The sequence below is a fragment of the Pseudarthrobacter sp. C1 genome (assembly GCF_034720455.1).
GTDB lineage: Bacteria > Actinomycetota > Actinomycetes > Actinomycetales > Micrococcaceae > Arthrobacter.
Genome location: NZ_JAYESK010000002.1, coordinates 284,223 through 303,924 on the forward strand (window position 1 = coordinate 284,223; position 19,702 = coordinate 303,924).

General features: G+C 66.1%; 13 protein-coding genes and 2 tRNA genes. 4 read left to right on the forward strand and 11 right to left on the reverse strand.

All coding sequences use genetic code 11. The annotated features are described in order from the left end of the window. Positions 1–3: 3 nt before the first annotated feature. The 3 genes from U7114_RS03970 to U7114_RS03980 form a co-directional block, all read right to left on the reverse strand. Positions 4–957: an electron transfer flavoprotein subunit alpha/FixB family protein gene (locus tag U7114_RS03970; RefSeq protein WP_157241743.1), complete on the reverse strand. Its 954-nt coding sequence runs from the start codon at positions 955–957 to the stop codon at positions 4–6. 14 nt (positions 958–971) lie between these two features. Beyond that, on the reverse strand, positions 972–1,763 hold the full coding sequence (locus U7114_RS03975; RefSeq protein WP_104998470.1) for an electron transfer flavoprotein subunit beta/FixA family protein: 792 nt from the start codon (positions 1,761–1,763) through the stop codon (positions 972–974). A 275-nt stretch (positions 1,764–2,038) separates the two neighbouring features. After that, positions 2,039–3,589 (reverse strand): S1C family serine protease, encoded by a 1,551-nt coding sequence (locus U7114_RS03980; RefSeq protein WP_323056590.1) that lies wholly within the window; start codon positions 3,587–3,589, stop codon positions 2,039–2,041. 283 nt (positions 3,590–3,872) lie between these two features. On the opposite strand from U7114_RS03980, the gene U7114_RS03985 reads away from it, so the two are divergent. The 3 genes from U7114_RS03985 to U7114_RS03995 all read left to right on the forward strand — a co-directional run bounded on the left by U7114_RS03985 (position 3,873) and on the right by U7114_RS03995 (position 8,346). Further along, entirely contained in the window at positions 3,873–5,918 is a 2,046-nt protein-coding gene (locus tag U7114_RS03985) for a TPM domain-containing protein (RefSeq protein ID WP_323056591.1), read from the forward strand. A gap of 106 nt (positions 5,919–6,024) precedes the next feature. Further along, on the forward strand, positions 6,025–6,816 hold the full coding sequence (locus tag U7114_RS03990; RefSeq protein ID WP_157241740.1) for a PspA/IM30 family protein: 792 nt from the start codon (positions 6,025–6,027) through the stop codon (positions 6,814–6,816). 96 nt (positions 6,817–6,912) lie between these two features. After that, a complete protein-coding gene (locus tag U7114_RS03995; protein ID WP_323056592.1) occupies positions 6,913–8,346 on the forward strand; it encodes a deoxyribodipyrimidine photo-lyase in 1,434 nt (477 codons plus the stop codon). 19 nt (positions 8,347–8,365) lie between these two features. Here the strand turns inward: U7114_RS03995 and U7114_RS04000 are convergent, their stop codons facing one another. The 5 genes from U7114_RS04000 to U7114_RS04020 all read right to left on the reverse strand — a co-directional run bounded on the left by U7114_RS04000 (position 8,366) and on the right by U7114_RS04020 (position 14,196). Then, positions 8,366–9,298 (reverse strand): cytochrome b/b6 domain-containing protein, encoded by a 933-nt coding sequence (locus U7114_RS04000; RefSeq protein ID WP_323056593.1) that lies wholly within the window; start codon positions 9,296–9,298, stop codon positions 8,366–8,368. A gap of 141 nt (positions 9,299–9,439) precedes the next feature. Continuing rightward, positions 9,440–9,513: transfer RNA gene (locus tag U7114_RS04005), tRNA-Met, on the reverse strand. A gap of 102 nt (positions 9,514–9,615) precedes the next feature. Further along, positions 9,616–9,689, reverse strand: a tRNA-Met gene (locus tag U7114_RS04010). A 167-nt stretch (positions 9,690–9,856) separates the two neighbouring features. Next, positions 9,857–12,829, reverse strand: a complete 2,973-nt coding sequence (locus U7114_RS04015) for a UPF0182 family protein (RefSeq protein ID WP_323056691.1) — start codon at positions 12,827–12,829, stop codon at positions 9,857–9,859. Between the two features lie 167 nt (positions 12,830–12,996). After that, positions 12,997–14,196: a PDZ domain-containing protein gene (locus U7114_RS04020; RefSeq protein WP_416235542.1), complete on the reverse strand. Its 1,200-nt coding sequence runs from the start codon at positions 14,194–14,196 to the stop codon at positions 12,997–12,999. A 133-nt stretch (positions 14,197–14,329) separates the two neighbouring features. Here U7114_RS04020 and U7114_RS04025 point away from each other — a divergent pair, with 133 nt between their 5' ends. Continuing rightward, a complete protein-coding gene (locus U7114_RS04025; protein WP_323056594.1) occupies positions 14,330–15,805 on the forward strand; it encodes a zinc-dependent metalloprotease in 1,476 nt (491 codons plus the stop codon). Between the two features lie 33 nt (positions 15,806–15,838). On the opposite strand, the gene U7114_RS04030 is transcribed toward U7114_RS04025, so the two are convergent. From U7114_RS04030 to nudC, 3 genes are read right to left on the reverse strand one after another with little or no spacing between them, the layout of a single operon-like run. After that, positions 15,839–16,393, reverse strand: coding sequence for a M48 family metallopeptidase (locus U7114_RS04030; protein WP_323056595.1), 555 nt, complete (start codon positions 16,391–16,393; stop codon positions 15,839–15,841). Positions 16,394–16,437: 44 nt separating this feature from the next. After that, positions 16,438–18,573 carry an ATP-dependent DNA helicase UvrD2 gene (locus tag U7114_RS04035; RefSeq protein ID WP_323056596.1) on the reverse strand — a complete coding sequence of 712 codons (2,136 nt, stop codon included), beginning with the start codon at positions 18,571–18,573 and terminating at the stop codon, positions 16,438–16,440. 58 nt (positions 18,574–18,631) lie between these two features. Beyond that, positions 18,632–19,654 (reverse strand): NAD(+) diphosphatase, encoded by a 1,023-nt coding sequence (gene nudC, locus U7114_RS04040; protein ID WP_321213963.1) that lies wholly within the window; start codon positions 19,652–19,654, stop codon positions 18,632–18,634. Between the last annotated feature and the right edge of the window lie 48 nt (positions 19,655–19,702).

Consider the following 19,702-nt stretch of genomic DNA (forward strand, 5'->3'; position numbering starts at 1 on the left):
GAGTCAGCCTTTTCGCTTCTTGATCTCGGCTGTGGCCTGCGGGAGGACGTCGAAGAGGTCGCCCACGATGCCGAAGTCCGCGATCTCGAAAACCGGTGATTCAGCGTCCTTATTGACGGCTACGATCACTTTCGCCGTCTGCATGCCGGCCTTCTGCTGGATGGCACCGGAGATTCCCGCCGAGATGTAGAGCTGCGGGGACACCGTCTTGCCGGTCTGCCCCACCTGCGCGTCATGGCTGATCCAGCCGGCGTCGGTGGCGGCACGGGAGGCACCCACGGCTGCGCCCAGCGCGTCGGCAAGTTCCTCAACCGGACCAAAGTCACCGTCAAGGCCGCGGCCGCCGGCGACGACGATGCGGGCGTCGGTCAGGTCCGGGCGCCCGCTGGCTACTTTCTGCTCCCGGGCGGTGATCCGCGCGGCCGCGGCGGTGCTGCCGGCGGGAACGTCCACCGTGGCCGTCTCCGGTGAGCTTGGCGCCGCAGCCGGCTCCGGGGTGACGTTGTTGGCCTTCACGGTCAGCACGCTGACCGCGGTGGAGGCCTTGCAGGCGGTGTTGTAGGAGCCCGCGAGGACTGACTTGTGCGCGGTGCCGTCAGCGTCCACGGCAACCACGTCGGTGATGACGCCGGCGTTCAGGCGGATGCCCGCCCGCGCGGCGATCTCCTTGCCCTCAGGCGAATTGTCCAGCAGGACGATGCCGGCCCCGGCCTGTTCAGCCGCAGCTGCCAGGTAGGCAGCCTTCGGGGCAACAAGGAAGTCATCGAGGTCCCCTGCCGAGGGGAACAGCACCGTGCTGACGCCGTACTCGGCAAAGGTGGCCGCAACGTCGTCGTGCAGCGTCCCGTTCAGCGCAACTGCCGTCTCGCCGAGTGAGCGGCCCAAAGTGAGCAGTTCAAGGTTGCTCTTCTTGAGCGCAGCCCCGGGGTTGTCAATGAATACAAGTACTTTTGCCATGTCTGTGGTCCCTCTTAGAGCAGCTTCTGGGCGGCCAGGAAGTCAACGAGCTTGATGCCGGCATCGCCTTCGTCGGTGATGATGGTCCCGGCGGTCCGGGGCGGTCGTTCCTCCGCACTGAGCACGCGGGTCCAGGAACCGGCGTGCCCCACCTGCGCCGGGTCCACACCGATGTCAGCGAGGGAGAGCGTGGTGATGCTCTTGCGCTTGGCTGCGATGATGCCCTTGAAGTTGGGGTAGCGCGGCTCATTGATCTGGTCCGTCACGGAGACGACGGCCGGGAGCGGTGCTTCCACCGTCTCGGACGACGTGTCAGCGTCGCGGCGCGCGGTGAGGCGTCCGCCGTCGACCTCCAACGTGGAGGCGAAGGTGACCTGCGGGAGGCCGAGCCGTTCGGCCAGCTGGGCGGGAACGAGGGAGGTTTCACCGTCGGTTGACGCCATGCCGGTGATGACCAGGTCCACGCTGCCCAGGTGCCGGACTGCTGCTGCCAGCGCCAGGGACGTGGCGGCGGCGTCCGAACCGGCCAGTGCGTCATCCGTGAGGTGCACGCCCTCGGTGGCCCCGATCTGCAGCGCCTTCTTGATGGCGTTAACGGCGCCCGAAGGGCCCATGCTCAGCGCGATGACCTGGTTGCCTGCCTTGGCTCCCCCGCGGGCTTCGGCCAGCTGCAGGGCTGCCTCGAGTGCGTATTCGTCAAGCTCGGACAGGATGCTCTCGTCGCGGTCAGTCGTGTAGTCCTCCCCATTGAGGTGGCGGTCAAACTGCGCGTCCGGTACATGCTTGACCAGGACGATGATCTTCAATGTATCTTCCACTGTATTTACAGCAGCCTTCCATGCTTGTGGACAGCCAGCCGGGTGAGGTCATGGCCGCGGAATGCCCCGGCATACGGGTAGCTCCTAGCTAACCATATAGGCGCGCCCCGGCGCCCTCTTCCGTTAACGCCTGTGTCAGTGGGCTGGACATGCGCGCCGCTGCCCCCGCTGCCCGCCCATCGTTTAATGTCCGACGGCGGCGCCCCCAAGGTGGGGACGCCGCCGTCGGGCATTGCTGACTACGCCTTGGCGGGCCGCCGCTGCTAGCCGGCAGCGGTGCCGAGGGTGACGTCGAAGGTCTGTTCCGCGCCGTTGCGCAGGACGGTGATCTTCACGGTGGCACCGGCACGCTGTTCGCGGACAGCCGCGGTCAGCTGGTTGGGTTCACCGATGGCGAGGTCGTTGAACTTCGTGATGACGTCGCCCACCTTGATCCCGGCCTTGGCCGCAGCCGAATTGGCTTCCACCGTGGCCACGTCCGCGCCGACCGAGAACTCGGACGAGGTGCTGGATGCCGCCTTCTTCCGAACGCTGACGCCCAGTTGGCCATGGGAAGCCTTGCCGGTGTCAATGATTTCCTGGGCGACGCGCTTGGCGTGGTTGATGGGGATACTGAAGCCGACGCCGATGTTGCCGCTGGTGGACGATGCGTTTGAGCCCGCTGATGCGATGGCCACGTTGACGCCGATGATTTCGCCGCTGCTGTTCACCAGGGCACCGCCCGAGTTGCCGGGGTTGATGGCGGCGTCTGTCTGGATGACGTTGATGGAAATTTCGCCCTGGTTGGCCGGCTGCTGGCTTTCGCCGCCGCCGGGAGGTGCGAACTGGAAGCCGCCGCCATCGTCCTCGGCCTTGTCGCCTTCCGGTGCAGCGGCGGAGGCCACGCTGATGGTCCTGTTGAGGGTGGAGACGATTCCGTCCGTTACGGTGCCTGTCAGGCCCAGGGGCGAACCGATGGCAATGGCGGTGTCACCCACGTTCAGCTTTCCGGAGTCGCCCAAGGTCGCCGGGGTGAGGCCGGAGGCGTTGTCCACCTTGATGACCGCGAGGTCGGACAGCGGGTCTGTGCCCACGAGTTTGGCGCCGAGGACACGACCGTCACTGGTACGCACTTCTAGCGCGGCGTTGGCCGTTTGGCCGTCCAGGGTGACCACGTGGGTGTTGGTGAGGATATGCCCCTGGTCGTTGAGGACGATGCCGGAGCCGGTGCCGCCGGCGCTGCCGGTGGACGCGCTGATGGTCACCACGCTGGGCGACGCCTTAACGGCAGCAGCCGTGATGGCATTCACGTTGTCCTTGTTGTTGACGATGACCGTGCCCGGCTGGCTGTTGCCGGTCACCGTCGAGCCGGCACCGGTGTTAACCAGTCCCGCGGAACCGACCGTGGCCACTCCGCCTCCCACCAGCCCGGCAGCGAGGATGCTGGCCACGAGCGTGCCGACGCCGAACGAGGCCTTCCGCCGCGGCGCGTCCTTGGGGTTGGGGGCAAGGCCCACGGCTCCGTACTGGCCGCCTTGGCCGTAGAAGCCATGGCCGGGCTGCGGTGCCTGCTGTTGGCCGGGTGCCGGCTCCTGCGAAGTGTTCTGTCCGTAGAACGGCTGCCGCTGGGGATAGACCGGACGCGGAGCGCCGGGGATCTCCTGCGTGGGGTTGTCCTCGTGCCGGTCCAGCCCCTCGGTGGGGTACTCCCGAGGGCCGGGTTTACCGGTTCCGGCAGCATTGCCCTCCGGCTGGCCGGCGTGCTGCTGCTCCCAGGGATCCCGGTCCGGGCCGTCGTTCCTCGGGCCCTGCCCGGGCGTCTGGTTCTCAGTCATGGGACTTCCTTTCATCCTCGTCTGCATTAACTATGGACTCCCCGGCTGGAACAATCTCTTATGTTTGCTGAGAGCTTGCTGAAGACTTTTCGGCCCCGGCAGCGGCGGGTCCGGCGTTTCGCTGGTGGCATAGTCGGGCCGATGGACTGGCTCTGGGGTGCACCATAGAATCAAGATGAATTGCCACAGCGACCTGCGGCTTCACACCAAGCGTGGGGGCGCTGTGCATTCTCAGACGACCGGTTCGTCCCGAACTGGCGTCAGGCGTGCTGAAGGGTTGCACATGCGGTCAAAGTTCAAACGTATCCTCGCCGTGATCGGCCTAACCGCTTTCCTGGCGATGCCCGCCGGCGCGGCCTGGGCCGAACCACCGGTCACTTTGGATCCCGCAACGAAAATTGTGGATCCTTCGGGAGTCCTGGGTTCGAAAAAGGGTGAGGTCCAGGACGCCATCAAGAAGCTTGGTGCGGACCACGCCACCGTGCTGCACGTCGTCATCGTCAAGAAGTTTGAGAACCCCGCCGATCGTGAAGCCTGGTCAGATGCGGTGGCCGAAAAGGCCAACCTCGGATCCAATGCGCTGATTTTCGCGGTCGCCACCGATACCAGGCAGTACGTCCTCAACAAGGGTGGCAGCAAGATCACCACCGCCCAGATCGAGAACATCAAGAGCAAGGCAATCGGCCCGCAGCTCGCGAACGACAACTACGCGCAGGCGGCGATCAACGCCGCAGCGGCCATTGGTGATGCAGCCGGGGGCGGCAGTGGCAATGTCCCCGGTGATGGTGCCGGAGCGGCTGTCCTGGTGGGAACCGGAATTGTTGCTGCCGGTGGTGCCGGCGCCTACCTTTATTTCCGGAACAAGCGAAAGAAGGCCGCAGGACAGGCGGCGGGCGCGGGACACGGCGGACAGGAAGCTCCGGCGGATCCTCTGGCCTCGCTGAACATCGAGGAACTGCGCCGCAAGAGCGGCTCCCTGCTGATCGAGGCGGACGACGCCATCAAGTCCAGCGAGCAGGAGCTTGGCTTCGCCCAGGCGCAGTACGGAGATTCCGCCGTCGGGAACTTCACCAAGGCGCTGGCCGAAGCCAAAGCCCACCTGAGCGAATCCTTCAAGCTGCAGCAGCAGCTGGACGACCACATTCCTGACACCGAGGAACAGCAGCGGACCTGGCTTGTCGAAATCATCCGCCGGTCCGAAGCCGCCCTGACCTCGCTGCAAGAGCAGAAAGCGGACTTCGATTCCCTGCGCGAACTCGAGAAGAACGCTCCGCAGGCCCTGGCCACGGTCAACGCCGGGGCGCGGGAAGCAGACGCGAAGATCAACACGGCCGAGCAGTCACTCACTGCGCTGCGCTCAAAGTATGCCGAGAGCGCCCTCACCCAGGTCTCGGACAACATTCTGCAGGCCAAGGAGCGCCTGGCGTTCGTTCAGAATGCAACCGCCACCGCGCAGCAGAAGCTGGGTGAGGGCGAGGACAGCCTGGCCGCGGTAGCTGTCCGGGCAGCCGAGGAGAGCCTGCACCAGACGAACGTCCTCCTCGATGCCATCGCCAAGGTTTCATCCAACCTCGACGAGGCCAGGAGCAGCCTCGAGAGTGCCGTTGTGGACACCTCGCAGGACCTCGCCCAGGCAAGGGCCATGGTCCAGTCCGGGGCACACCCGGAACTGGCCGGACCGGTGGCCGGCGTCGAAAGCGCCCTCGCGCAGGTCAAGGCGGAAATCCAGGGCGGCAAGATTGACCCGATCGCCACATTGCAGCGGGTGGAAACTGCCCACCAGTCGCTGGACCAGGCACTCAGCGGCATCAGGGACCAGCAGGAGCAGGCGCGCCGGGCCCAGGCCTCGCTCCAGCAGACCATCATGTCCGCCCAGGCGCAGATCAGCGCAACGTCGGACTACATCACCGCTCGCCGCGGCGGTGTGGGCACTGAGGCACGCACCCGGCTTGCCGAGTCGCAGCGGAACCTCGATTACGCCCTGTCCATCTCGCGCACCGATCCGGTCACGGCCCTCACCTACGCCCAGCAGGCCCACGCGCTGGCGGCGCAGGCCGCCCAGCTGGCGCAGGCGGATGTGGACCACTTCGGCGGCTACGCCAACCAGGGCTACGGCCGCGGCGGGATGTTCGGCGGTGGCGGTGGCGGCGGCGGGGGCCTGGGGGGCGCCATCCTGGGTGGCATCCTGATCAACTCCATCCTCCATGGAGGCGGCGGCGCAGGCTGGGGCGGCGGCCACAGCGACGGCGGCGGCTGGGGCGGCGGCGATTTCGGCGGCGGAGACATGGGCGGCTGGGGCGGCGACTCCGGCGGCGGCGGGGACTTCTAGACGCCCGGCTGGCCCAAAGGCTGTGCAGTCCGGCCCACGGGCACGCACCACATAATTGTTCACTGGATTCAGTGGTCACCACAGAGCAGGACGAAAGGGTAACACCATGGTTAAGCAGTCCATTTTCGGCCGCATCGCGCAGCTGGCAAAGGCTAACGTCAACTCGTTGCTGGACAACGCTGAGGATCCGCAGAGGATGCTGGACCAGATGGTCCGGGACTACACCAACAACATCGCAGAAGCAGAGTCTGCCGTTGCCCAGACCATCGGCAACCTCCGGATGCTCGAGGACGACTACAACGAGGATGTCAAGAACGCCCGCGACTGGGGCAACAAGGCACTCGCGGCCTCGCGCAAGGCGGATGAATTCCGCGCCAGCGGCGACGTGGTGGACGCCGAGAAGTTCGACAACCTCGCCAAGGTAGCCCTGCAGCGGCAGATGGCCGCCGAAAATGAGGCCAAGGGCGCGGAGCCGAGCATTGCTTCCCAGCGCGAAGTGGTGGAGAAGCTGAAGACCGGCCTGGACCAGATGAAGGGCAAGCTCAACCAGCTGACCAGCAAGCGCAACGAACTGGTGGCCCGATCCAAGACCGCTGCAGCGCAGTCCCAGGTCCACGACGCCATCAAGAGCATCGACATCATGGACCCCACCAGCGAGGTTGGGCGGTTCGAAGAAAAGATCCGCCGCGAGGAAGCCAAGGTCCGCGGCCACGAGGAGCTCGCCGCTTCCAGCCTGGACGCCCAGTTCAACCAGCTTGAAGACCTCGGAGAGCAGGTGGAGATCGAAGCGCGCCTGGCCGCCCTGAAGTCGGGCAATTCAACCAAGCCGGCCCTCGGCACTTCAGGTTCCGCGGCCTCGGCATCCACCGTCGAGGAAGCTGACTTCGACAAACTCTGAACGGAGGCGGGACATGCCGCCACTTCCGTAGTGAAGAAGTAGGGCCGGGGCCACGGACGGGCCCCGGCCCTTCCTGTCCCTGTGTAGCGTGGTGCTATGGACTCCTCCGGTGTGACCTCGATCGTCTGGCTTCGCGACGACCTTCGGCTGGACGACAATCCGGCCCTGGTGGAAGCGGCTGCGCTGGGCCTGCCCCTGACGGTCGTCTTCATCCTCGACGAGGAGTCCGAGGGCGTCCGGCCACTCGGCGGGGCCACCCGGTGGTGGCTGCATCACTCCCTCACCTCCCTGGCGGCGGCGCTCGAGGCCAACGGCTCCCGACTGGTCCTCCGCCGCGGCCCTGCGCAGGAGGTAATCCGCCAACTCGCAGCCGAGACCAACGCAGGCCACCTGTTCTGGAACCGCCGCTACAGCCTGCCGGAACGCACACTTGACGCCGCCGTCAAGGCGTGGGCCGGAGAAAACGGTATTGAAGCCTCCAGCTACCAGGCGAACCTCCTGTTTGAGCCATGGACGGTCCGCACCGGTGCCGGCGGCCCCTACAAAGTGTTCACACCGTTCTGGCGGGCCTGCCTCGCGAACGGTGATGTGCGCGGCCCCCTCGACGCTCCGCTGAAGTTGCCGGCGCCGCCCAAGGGAACAGGTGGCAGGCCGGCCGGGGACGAGCTTGAGGGCTGGCAGCTCCTGCCCTCCTCCCCCGACTGGAGCGGCGGGCTGGCCGAAACCTGGGAGCCTGGGGAAGAAGGTGCCCACCGGCGGCTGGAGGATTTCCTGGACGGTCCTGCACGGGACTACGGCACCGGCCGCAATGTGCCGGGGGTGGAAGGAACAAGCCGCCTGTCTCCGCACCTGCGCTTCGGCGAAGTCAGTCCTTTCAGGATCTGGCGGGAAATCCGCAGCAGCTTTCCGCGGGAGGTGCCGGCCGACGTCGGGATCTTCCGTTCCGAGCTCGGCTGGCGCGAGTTCTGCTGGCACCTCCTGTACACCAACCCGGAACTGGCCACCCGTAACTACCGGGCGGAGTTTGACCGCTTTGAGTGGCAGTCCCTGGGCAGCGAGGAACTGAAGGCCTGGCAGCAGGGCCGCACCGGATATCCGTTCGTTGATGCCGGGATGCGGCAGCTCTGGCAGACAGGCTGGATGCACAACAGGGTGAGGATGGCGGCGGCGTCCTTCCTGGTCAAGAACCTCCTGGCGGATTGGCGGACCGGGGAGGCCTGGTTCTGGGACACCCTGGTGGACGCCGACGCCGCGAGCAACCCCGCGAACTGGCAGTGGGTCGCAGGCTCAGGAGCGGACGCCTCCCCGTACTACCGGATCTTCAACCCGGTGACCCAGAGCAAGAAGTTCGACGCCGCCGGGAACTACCTGCGCCGCTACATCCCTGAGCTGGCAGGACTGGACGGAAAAGGCATCCACGAGCCGTGGAAGGCCGGCGGTGACCTGCGGGGGTATCCCGCTCCCCTGGTGGACCTCCCGGAGTCCCGGGAACGGGCACTCGAGGCCTACCAGCGGCTTAAGGACGGCTGAAATCCCAGGCGGGCCTGGGTCAGCGGCTGACCTTGCCCATCAGGGAGGCGACGGGCCGCAGGAAAAGCGGGCGGGCCAGGAACCAGGCCGCCACCATGACCACCACCGAAGCGAGGAAGACCCAGAAACCGAACCACCCGTCGTTGTCCTGCACACCGTACATGTGGTTGAGGTTGCGGAGGGCTCCCGTGGCGAGCACCAGGAACACGTGCACCACGATGAACGCCACGAAGTAGATCATCACGGGGAAGTGCACAGCCCGTGCCCATTCAATGGGGAAGGCCTTGTTGAGGCCTGCCGCCTTTTTGGGCCAGGCACCGGACATGCGGAGGCCGGTGATGAAGGCCAGCGGAGCCGCGATGAAGACGGTCACGAAGTACGTCAGCAGCTGAAGCGCGTTGTAGTTGATCCAGCCGTTCTCGGTGGGCCAGTCCAGCGAGGCATACTGCAGGGCGGCCGACAGCGCGTTGGGGAAGACGTCCCAGCTCGTGGGAACAATCCGCATCCACTGCCCGGTGGCAAAGAGCAGTACAGCGAACACCAGGCCGTTGAGGATCCACAGCGCATCGAGTGTCAGGTGGAACCACAGCTCAAGCGTGATTTTGGCGGGCGGGTTCTTGGTCTTGATCAGGCCCTTGTTGTTCCGCGTCCAGTGGCCGCTGGGACGGGTGGTGGTGCGCACCTGCCACCCGGTCCGGATGATCAGGAGCAGGAAGAAGGCGTTGAGGAAGTGCTGCCAGGCAAGCCAGGCAGGAAAGCCCACGGGAGCAGCGGCCGGAAGCCCGGAATGTCCCGGATAGTCGGCAACGAAGGAAGCCACGGCAGGAAGGCCCATCAGCCACCTGGTAATCAACACCACGAGGACCAGCCCTCCCAGGGCGGCAGGTACCCCCCAGTAGAGTCGCGACCGCTTACCCGCCGCGGTACCGGGCTTCTTCGTGGGTGTGGACATCGAACAACATTCCTCTCGAGAATGACTGGCCAAGTGCTCACGACGTGTGAGGCTCTGCGAAAGAGAATACTAGGAACTACTCGTATCCAAGGAAAAAGAAGACCCCGGCCGGCTGATATGCCGGTCGGGGTCTTCTCATAGTTGCGGGGACAGGATTTGAACCTGTGACCTCTGGGTTATGAGCCCAGCGAGCTACCGAACTGCTCCACCCCGCGTCGCTGAAACAACACTACCCTATTTTCCCGGCCCGCTTTTCCACCTGCCGGGGAAACAAAAAAGTCCGGACACTGTTTCCAGTGTCCGGACTTCCCCATCAGTTGCGGGGACAGGATTTGAACCTGTGACCTCTGGGTTATGAGCCCAGCGAGCTACCGACCTGCTCCACCCCGCGTTGCAAGATCTACTTTACCGGCACGTGAACTCCAGGCCAAATCGGAGCGGCGTGATGTCCGTCTCGCCAAAACGGACGCGGCACCTGCTCCCCGAAGGAGCAGGTGCCGCGTCCCGCCGTCGTACGTAATCAGCTACCGGGCGGTATCAGTCGGGTACCAGTCACAATCACTTGCTCGGCGAGGGCGAAGGCGTAGCCGTGGACGCCGGAGCGGGAGATGCCTCGGGAGCCGCCACGGGGATCTTGGCCTCCGCCTCGACGGCCCTCTTGAGGGCAGCGGCGATCCGGTTCTGCGCCTCACCGTACGCCGCGAAGTCGCCGGCAGCCAGTGCCGCCTGCCCTGCCTGCATGGCCGCGTTGGCTTCGTCCAGCGCCGCCTTCAGGTCCGCCTTGGCATCCGCACCAGCGGGGCTGGCAGGGGCGCCGGGACCGGCGGGCGCCTGGCCGTTGTTGTCCGAGTCGCCGGCAGCAGCTCCGGAGTCTCCACCGAACAGCTGCTTCAGCGCCTCATCCAGGGTGGGCGCAAAGCCCACCTTGTCGCCGAACGCCACCAGGACGCGCTGCAGCGTCGGGTAGGACGTCTCGCCGGTGGACTTGAGGTAGACAGGCTGCACATACAGGATGCCGCCGCCCACCGGAAGGGTGAGGAGGTTGCCGTTAAGGACTTCCGACGCGCCCTGGCGCAGCAGGTTCAGCGCCTGCGACACCGTGGGGTCCGAGTTGAACTTGTTCTGCGCCTGGCCCGGACCGGGGACCTGGATCTCCGGTGGGATCTGGAGCAGCCGCAGCTTGCCGTAGCTCTCCGCCTTAACCCCTGCCTGGTTGCCGGCATCCGAGTCAGCAGCAAGGAAGCCGTAGAGCACGTTGCGGGCGTTTCCATTGACAATCTGCGGGATGAACGACGACGTCAGCTGGAAGGCGGGCTTGTCCTGGTCCGGCATCTGCAGCGACATATAGAACGGCGGCTGCTTGACGCCACTGGTGGAATCAACCGTGGGATCCGCCGGAACGCTCCAGACATCCTTGGTCTGGTAGAAGGTGGACGGGTTGGTCACGTGGTACTCGCCCAGGAGCTGGCGCTGGACCTTGAACAGGTCCTCCGGATACCGGACGTGGCTCATGACATCGCCGGACATTTCCGAGTACGGCTTCAGCGTCGAGGGGAACACCTTCTGCCAGGACTTCAGCAGCGGGTCCTGGTCGTCCCATGCGTAGAGCGTGACCGAACCGTCGTACGCATCCACCGTTGCCTTGACGGAGTTCCGGATGTAGTTGACCGTGCTGTTGGGCAGGGCAACCGCCCGGCCGGACGTGGTCTGGGTGTCAGCGGTGGCATCCGAGAGCTGCTCCTGCTGGGAGTACGGGTAGTACTGGCTGGTGGTGTAGCCGTCCACGATCCACTTGACCCGGCCGTCCACCACTGCAGGGTAGGCATTGCCGTCCACGGTCAGGTAGGGAGCTACCTTTTCCACGCGCTCCCGGGGGTTGCGGTCGTACAGGATCTGGGACTCCTGGTTGACGCCGTCCGAGAGCAGCAGGTCCGAGGACTGGAACTTGATGGAGTACAGCACGCGGTTGAAGAACGTCCCCACGTTGGGTCCGCCGTTGCCTTGGAAGGTGTACTGGGTCTCGCCCTCGCCTTCCCGGCCGGAGGGCCTGTCCTGCTCGCGAGCACGAGCACCTTCCGGCGCGCCAACAATTGAGTAGTCCGGCGAGGACTCGCCAAAGTAGATCCGCGGTTCATAGGTGGAGTCGTCGCCGAGGACACCGGTTGACGGGATGCCCGACTGCAGGAACTCCGGCTTGCCGTCCACTGTGAATTTGTTGCCCTTGGCTGCCACCACGCCGTATCCGTGTGTATAAACCACGTGCTGGTTGAGCCAGCCCTGCTGGTTGGTTGCGACGTTGGCAGGGTTCAGTTCACGGACCGCGATCACGGTGTCCTGGATCTTGCCGTCCACCTCGTAGCGGTCAACGTTGAGGGCTTCGGGGAACTGGTAGTACGGCCGGTACTGTTCCAGCTGCGAGAACGCGTCCGAGATCAGGTTCGGGTCCAGCAGCCTGATGTTCGCGGTGGTCTGGGCATCAGGCGCGAGGGCTCCGGTGCTGGCCGTGTTGGTGGCGTTGTAGCGGTCCACCTGGATCTTGTCCAGGCCATACGCAGCCCGAGTGTTGTCGATGTTGCGCTGGATGTATTCCTTTTCCAGCGTCTCTTCCGAAGGACGGACCTGGAACTGCTGGATCACCCACGGGTAGACGCCCCCGGCGAGGATGGACGTGATGACCAGCATCGCGGTTCCAATGACGGGCAGTCGCCATTTGCCGATCACCGCGGCGGCGACGAACAGGATGGCAACGAGGACCGCAGCCACCGCGAGGATGGCCTTGGTGGGGATGACGGCGTTGACGTCCGTGTAGAGGGCGCCGGCCCAGCGGCCGCTGTTGCTTTGCACTGTCGTAAAGCGGTCAAGCCAGAAGTTGATGCCCAGGAGCACCAGGAAGGAGGCGCCGGTGACAGCGATGTGGATCTGCGCCGCCCGGCTGGTGAAGACCCCGCGTTCCATCAGCCGGATGCTGCCGTAGAGGTAGTGGGTGAGGATGCCTGCGATGCCGGCAATGACCACCACGCTGATCAGGAATCCGGTCACGAAGCCGAAGAACGGAAGCGTCATCAGGTAGAAGCTGATGTCCATGTTGAACTCGGGATCCGCTTGCCCGAAGGGCTCCTGGTTGAAGAACAGGAGGACTTTCTGCCACTGGCTGGCGGCTGCGCTGCCGGCGAAGAGGCCGAACAGGACGGGCAGGCCCACCATGACTACCCGGCGGACGGGTTCCAGCTGCGCCTGGTACCGGTTGAGGTTGTCCCGGATCTCGGAGTCGGGCGCATAAACCGGCCTGGCGTGGTAGGCGATCCGGATCGCGAAGAAGACCGCCAGGAACATAACCGCGAAACCGGCCGCGAAGATGCCGATCCGGGCCAGGTTCTCGGTCACGAACACTTCAATGAAGCCGAGCTGGCGGTACCAGAGGACGTCGGTCCAGACGTTGGCGAAGAAGATGAAGCCCACTACCACCAGGGCAACAACGATCAGGGTGGGCGTCAACGCCCCGCGTCGTGAAGGGGGCCTGCCTGTGGACATGGTGCTGGCGGGACGGGACAAACTGGGTACCTCATAGCTGGTCGTCAGATTATTCGATGCGTGCGTGCGAGCGACGTCCGGCACCGGTCAAACAGCTGGTTTCGTCCGTCACAATTGCCACGAGTGGCGGTAAGGCTTAGTTCCTGTCGAGTCTAGTTGCGCCCAGTCTAGTTGCTTGTGCACGCCGGAAGGCCGGACGTGTCCTGGCCGCTGCCGGCGCGTTCGACGGCGTCACGCGCCTCCGCGAGGTTCTCCACCCGGACCACCTGCAGCCCGTCGGGGATCTGCCCCACCACTTCCCGGCAGTTGGCGGCCGGCGCGAGGAACATGGTGGCTCCCCCGGCCCTTGCACCCTGCATTTTCTGCTCGATCCCGCCGATGGGTCCCACGAGGCCGTCCGGGGAGATGGTGCCGGTCCCCGCGATGTGCTTGCCGCCCGTCAGGTCGCCCGGGGTGACGGTGTCAATAATGCCGAGCGAGAACATCAGCCCGGCGCTGGGGCCGCCCACCTTCTCAAGCGAGATGTCGACCGTGAAGGGGAACGTGAACAGGTATTTGAGCATCACGCCGAGGATGAAGCGGCCCTCGCCGTTGTCCTTGGGGGTGATGGTCTCCGTGACCGGCTGCCCGCCGCGCTCCACCACCACGGTGGCCGGCGCGCCTTTTCCTGCCGCCAGTTCCTCCTGGACAACGGCCAGTGAGGTGATGTCCCGGCCATTGATGGTTTTGAGGATGTCCCCGGGCTCGATCTTCCCGGCGGATGCGGAACCTTCCGAGAGGCCCGCTGCCTGGAGCTGCTGCCCGAAGGGAATGTCCAGCTCCTTGAGGGCCGACGCCACGGCGTTCTCCTGGGAGGTGGTCATGGCCACGGAACTCTGTTCCTCAGCCTCTTCCCTGGTTGTGCCGGTGGGGTAGATCAGTTCCACCGGGTGGACGGCCTTGGAGGGGGCAAGCCAGGCGGAAAAGGCATCAAGGATGCTGACGGGCCCGTTGGGTCCGCCGTCCACGTAGACCGTGGTGAGGTCCAGGTTGCCTTTCGCCGGGTACGCATCCCGGCCCGTGATGCTGATAACCGGCTTTCCCTGGCTCTCACCCAGGGTGTTGTACGTGGGTCCGGGTGACTCGATGACGTACGGCACCGGAATGGTACCGACGGCGATTCCCAGCCCAAGGGCCGACATCCCGGCCAACAGCATGGCGGACACTTTAGGGTCGCGCGGCGCACGGTCCGGCAGCAGCCTGCCGACGGCCGGACCGCCGTCGTTGGTTTCTTCTGTTGGTGCTTCTTCTGTCTGCGCAGGTAACCCGCGGGTGAAGAGCTCAGGAGCGTGGTCCTCTGAGGGGTGGCCGCCACGGGTTGTAGTCACCCAACCAAGACTACGCGGTGACCAGTGCCTGCCAACGCTTTGCCTAGAGCGAACGGCCCGGCGGTCCGGCAGACAGCCGGGCATGGCCGGGGTACCGTGAAGGTTGACAGTCAAAACGACGATCGGCGGGATCATGGCCTCCAATCCACTCAATTCGTCCAATGGGGATGACACCCCCAAGGATCCGTTGACCGAAATGCTGCAGAACCTCATGGGCGGCAAGGGGATGGAAAATTTCGACCCCGCCGAGCTGGCCAAGGCTGCCGGGCTGCCCAACGACCCCAACCTGCTCGCGCAGATGTTCTCCCAGGTGCAGGCAATGATGAGTGCGCCTTCCGAAGGTCCCGTCAACTGGCAGCTTGCCCATGACAACGCCCGCCGGGTCGCGGCGAGCAGCAGCGACCCTTCAGTCACTGCCCAGCAGTCCCGCGAAGTCGACGAGGCCCTGCGCCTTGCGGAACTGTGGCTTGACCCCGTGACAGACCTTCCCGCCACCGGTCTGATAGGCCACGCGTGGTCCCGGGCGGAGTGGGTGGAAGCCACCCTTGGAACGTGGAAACGGCTGACCGAGCCGGTTGCGAACAGCATCGCGAACGCCCTGTCCTCCGCAATGACGGAACAGATGCCCGAAGAGATGAAGTCAATGATGGGCGGGGCATCCTCGATGCTCCAGAACATGGGCGGGGCGATCTTCGGCATGCAGTTGGGGCAGGCCATCGGCGCCCTGTCCGCTGATGTGGTCAGCTCCACCGATATCGGTGTTCCGCTGGCCGACCTCGAGATGGCGCTGCTGCCGGCCAACGTTGCGGCGTTCGGTGAGGGCCTGTCCCTGCCCGAGAATGACATCCGGCTTTTCCTTGCGGTACGGGAAGCTGCGCACGCGCGGCTCTTTGTCCAGGTGCCGTGGCTGCGCGGCCATCTGCTGGGCGCCATCGAGGCCTACGCCCGCGGCATCCATATCGACACCTCGCGGATTGAGGAACTTGCGCGGGACCTTGATCCCGGCAACCCCGAGGGCATCCAGGAGGCCCTGTCCCAGGGCGTGTTCATGCCGCAGCGGACACCCGCACAGGAACAGGCCCTTGAGAAGCTTGAGACGGCGCTTGCGCTGGTGGAAGGCTGGGTGGACGAGCTCACGGCGGCCGCCACAGAGAAGCTGCTGCCGTCCGCGGGCGCGCTCCGCGAAACAGTGCGCCGCCGCCGGGCAACCGGCGGTCCGGCCGAGCACGCCTTTGCGTCCCTGGTGGGCCTGGAGCTGAGGCCCCGCCGGCTGCGGGATGCCGCCACGCTGTGGGCCACTTTGAAGGAAGAGCGCGGCATCGAAGGCCGCGACGCCATCTGGCACCACCCGGACCTGCTGCCCACCGCCGAGGACCTGGATGACCCCAAGGGCTTCAGCGGGCGCCGCAAACTGGCCGAAGCCAGCGACAGCGAAGTGGACGACGCCCTGGAGAAACTCCTCAGTGGCGGCTTCGACGCCGCCCCCGAAGGCAGGAGCGGCGCTGAGGGCCTGGGCGGCGCCGAAGGCCAGGACCAGGGCGGCACTGCAAAGGACGACGGCGACGGCGGGCGGCCGGAGGAGGGGCGGGACGGCCAGCCGAAAGGCTAGGACGTCCGGGCCCGCATTGTTGCGGGTGCGGCTTCAGTCCGCGTCCGGATCGGCCATGCCGCGCCCGGTGGCGAAGGAGACACCTTCCAGGAACGCTTTGGCCCGCTGGGTCTCGGGATAGGCCTCCAACAGCTTCCAGAACGCGGCATTGTGCGCGGCCACCAGCAGGTGGGCGAGCTCGTGGAGCAGGACATAGTCGATGACCCACTGCGGCATTGGCCGCAGCTTGTCCGAGAGCCTGATGGTGCCCTCAGCGGGAGTAGCCGAACCCCACCGGGAATTCTGGTTGCTGACCCAGCGCACCGACGTCGGCACTGCCCGCCCCCCGAGGTACTGTGCGGACAGGTGGGCGGCATGGGCGGCGAGGGCGGCGTCCGTGGCCGGGCGCCGCTTGCCCGCTGCTGCCCGCCGCTCCCCCTGGCGCTGCAGCTTGGCCACCATCCGGTGGACCCATTCGGCCTCCTGGGCGGCGGTAAACCGCGCCGGGATGGCCACAACTGCGCTTCCGTTCTCCCAGAAGGCCGCCACCGTGCGGGTGCGCCGGGCCGAACGCCGCACGACGACGGGCGCACCGTCGTCAGTGGTCAAGGGGGCAGTAACCGCTCCGGCCGTCTTTGCGCCCTGGCCGGGCCTCACAGGGAAGTGCTTTCCGTGAGGACGCGCAGAACGTCCTCCCCGTACCGTTCCAGCTTGGACGGGCCCACTCCTGCCAGTCCGGCCAGCTCTTCGAGCGAGGCGGGGCGCGCCTCGGCGATGGCCGTGAGCGTGGCATCGGTGAACACGACGAACGCCGGCACCTCGGCGGCGAGGGCAACTTCGCGGCGCCAGTTCCGCAGGGCATCGAAAGTCTGCTCCTCATAACTCGGCGGACAGGAATTGCACCGGCCCACCTTGCGTTCCGCGCCGGTGGCGAGCATGCTTCCACAGACCCGGCACATGGCAGGAGCGGCGGCCTTCCGGCGGGACACCGTGACCTTCCCCCGGGTGGTTGAAGTCGCCACCGAATCCGGGCGCAGCCCGTCCAGGAACCTGGACGGTTTCCTGTTTGCCCGTCCGCCCGGGGTCCGGGCAGTGGACCAGGACAGCGACAGGTGCTCCCGGGCTCGGGTGATTCCCACGTAAAGGAGCCTGCGTTCCTCGTCCACCGATTCCGGCGAGTCAGCGAAGGAGATGGGCATCAGCCCCTCGCTGAGGCCCACCAGGAACACCGCATCCCATTCGAGGCCCTTGGCCGCGTGCAGCGAGGCAAGAGTCACGCCCTGGACCGTGGGGGCGTGCTGGGCGAGGGAACGTTCCTGTAGTTCGTTGACGAAGTCGGCCAGGCCAAACCGGGCACCCCGGGTTTGGACCAGTTCGTCGGCGAGCGCCACCAGGGCCGCCAGCGATTCCCACCGCTCCCGCAGTGCGCCGCCGCTGTGGGGGGCGGAGTCCGTGTAGCCGAGGGACGAGACAATGTCCCGGACGAGTTGCCCCAGCGGCTCGGGGGAATCCGTCTCCGCGACGGCCCGGGTTGCGGCCCGAAGCTGCAGGATGGCGTCCCGGACCTCCTTGCGGGCGAAGAACCGCTCGCCGCCGCGCAGCTGGTACCCGATGCCGGCCGCAGCGAGGGCCTGTTCGTACGCCTCGGACTGGCCGTTGGTCCGGAACAGGACGGCCACCTCGCTTGCGGGCGTGCCGGCGTCGAGCAGGGCCTTGATCTTCTGGGCAACAGTGGCTGCCTCTGCTTCATCGTCCGCGCACTCGGTGAACTGGGGTGCCGGGCCCGCCGGCCGCTGGGCCACGAGCTGGAGCGGTGTTGCCCAGGCGGCGTCGGCCACTGGACCGCCGCTCCGCCGGCCTGCCAGGAGGTCGTTGGCGAGCTTGACCACCTGGGGCGTCGAACGGTAGTCCCGGATCAGCTTGACCACGTTGGCCTGCGGGAAGCGGGCTTTGAAATCCAGGAGGTGCTTGGGGGAAGCCCCCGTAAACGAATAGATGGTCTGGCTGGCGTCACCGACGACGCAGAGTTCGTCCCGGCCGCCGAGCCAGAGGTCCAGGAGCCGCTGCTGCAGCGGGGAGACGTCCTGGTACTCGTCCACCACAAAGTGCCGGTACTGCTCGCGGACGGTGGCAGCGACCTTCTCGTCCTCCTGGAGAATTCCCACCGTGATCAGCAGGACGTCCTCGAAGTCAATGACGTTGCGGTCCGTCTTCACGTCCTCATACGACTGGAAGACCCTGGCCACGGCGGTGAGGTCGAACCCTCCCGGGGCGCCCCTGTCCTGGGCATTTTCCAGGTAGTTGGCCGGCGTGAGCATCGACACCTTGGCCCACTCGATTTCGGAGGCGAGATCGCGGATGGAGGCCCTGTCCGTGCTGAGCCGGAGCCGCCGCGCGGCCTCGGCCAGCATCTGTGCCTTGTGGTCCAGGAGGTTGGGCAGCGTTCCGCCAACCGCCTGCGGCCAAAAGAACTGCAGCTGGCGCAGGGCGGCGGCGTGGAATGTCCGTGCCTGCACGTTGCCCACCCCGAGATCCCGCAGCCGGCTCCGCATCTCGGCAGCGGCCCGGGCCGTGAACGTCACCGCAAGCAGCCGTTGCGGCGAATAGACGCCGGAGTGGACGCCGTAGGCGATGCGGTGGGTGATGGCGCGTGTCTTGCCGGTCCCTGCGCCTGCCAGGACACACAGCGGGCCGTTCAGGGTGCTGGCGACTTCGCGCTGCTCCGCGTCCAGGCCGCCAAGGATGCGGTCCTCCAGGGAGGCTGTCCCGTCAATATGTTCTGTAGTCACTTCTGCTGCTCTTGGTCTCGACTACCGCGTGCTGGAGTCTGGTGGATACGTAAAGGAGTCAGGCCCCGGCCCGGTCCTGGATGCGTCCGCCGTACCAGTGCTCAATCAGCGAGCGGGCAATGGAAAGCCGGCTGGAGATGGTGATCTCCCCGCTGAGCACGGCTTCCTGGAGTTCCTCCCGGCTGAACCAGCGCGCCCTGGTCACCTCGACGCCGTCGGGCGTTGCTTCGGAGTCTTCGGTGACGGCGGTAAATCCAAGCATAAGCGAGGCAGGGAACGGCCAGGACTGCGATCCGAGGTACTGGCACGCGGTCACCCGGACCCCAACCTCTTCGTAGATCTCGCGGACTACTGCCTGTTCCAGGGACTCCCCGGGCTCCACGAAGCCTGCCAGCGTGGAATAGTTCCTGGCATCCGTAGGACCTCCGCCGCCCAGCAGCAGCCGGCCGTCAGGGCCCTCGACCGTGACGATGATGGCGGGATCCGTCCGCGGGTAGTGCTCCGACAAGTCCACCGGGCAGCGACGCACCCAGCCCCCGGCTTCCACCTCGGTGGGCTTCCCGCAGCGCGGACAATGCGTGTGGCCGGCATGCCAGTTGGCGATGGCACTTGATTCGACAAAGAGCGCGGTGTGGGTTGGGGTCAGCCCGGCAGCCACGTCGCGGAAACCGGCCCACTGGGCGTCGGAGGGGATTCCGGCTGTTCCCGGAGCCGCCTGCTCCGGCAGGACAAACAGCAGCAGCCCGGTTCCTGCGGGAAAGTCCGAGTCCGGGAGGGCGGTGCCCAGGAAGATGACCAGTTCCGGGGCTGAGCCTGCCGTGGTGAGTTCCTCAAGCAGGGGCGCCGCAGCGGCCGTAAACAACCCGCCGTCCTGTACCAGCCCCTGCCGGCCCGACAGGACAACGGCCAACGTTGCGGGGTTGGCCAGCTGGCTGGCAACTATTCCGGGAGCCGTGCGCTCGGCCGATCCGCGGTCCACCAGCGCCGGCCTGACAGGGAGCAGTGTGTCCCTGAGGTGGTTGGCGGGCAGCATTGCCTGCTGCCCCTGGTAGACCGGTGTAACAGACTCGGCGTGGCTCATAGGTCCACCGTACTGACTGGCGCTGACAATTGACATTTCGAGGCCGTT

Coding starts and splice junctions, on each gene's coding strand:
- U7114_RS03970 (WP_157241743.1), bottom strand. CDS start 957: ATGGCAAAAGTACTTGTATTCATTGACAACCCCGGGGCTGCGCTCAAG.
- U7114_RS03980 (WP_323056590.1), bottom strand. CDS start 3,589: ATGACTGAGAACCAGACGCCCGGGCAGGGCCCGAGGAACGACGGCCCG.
- U7114_RS03985 (WP_323056591.1), top strand. CDS start 3,873: ATGCGGTCAAAGTTCAAACGTATCCTCGCCGTGATCGGCCTAACCGCT.
- U7114_RS03990 (WP_157241740.1), top strand. CDS start 6,025: ATGGTTAAGCAGTCCATTTTCGGCCGCATCGCGCAGCTGGCAAAGGCT.
- U7114_RS03995 (WP_323056592.1), top strand. CDS start 6,913: ATGGACTCCTCCGGTGTGACCTCGATCGTCTGGCTTCGCGACGACCTT.
- U7114_RS04000 (WP_323056593.1), bottom strand. CDS start 9,298: ATGTCCACACCCACGAAGAAGCCCGGTACCGCGGCGGGTAAGCGGTCG.
- U7114_RS04015 (WP_323056691.1), bottom strand. CDS start 12,829: ATGTCCACAGGCAGGCCCCCTTCACGACGCGGGGCGTTGACGCCCACC.
- U7114_RS04025 (WP_323056594.1), top strand. CDS start 14,330: ATGGCCTCCAATCCACTCAATTCGTCCAATGGGGATGACACCCCCAAG.
- nudC (WP_321213963.1), bottom strand. CDS start 19,654: ATGAGCCACGCCGAGTCTGTTACACCGGTCTACCAGGGGCAGCAGGCA.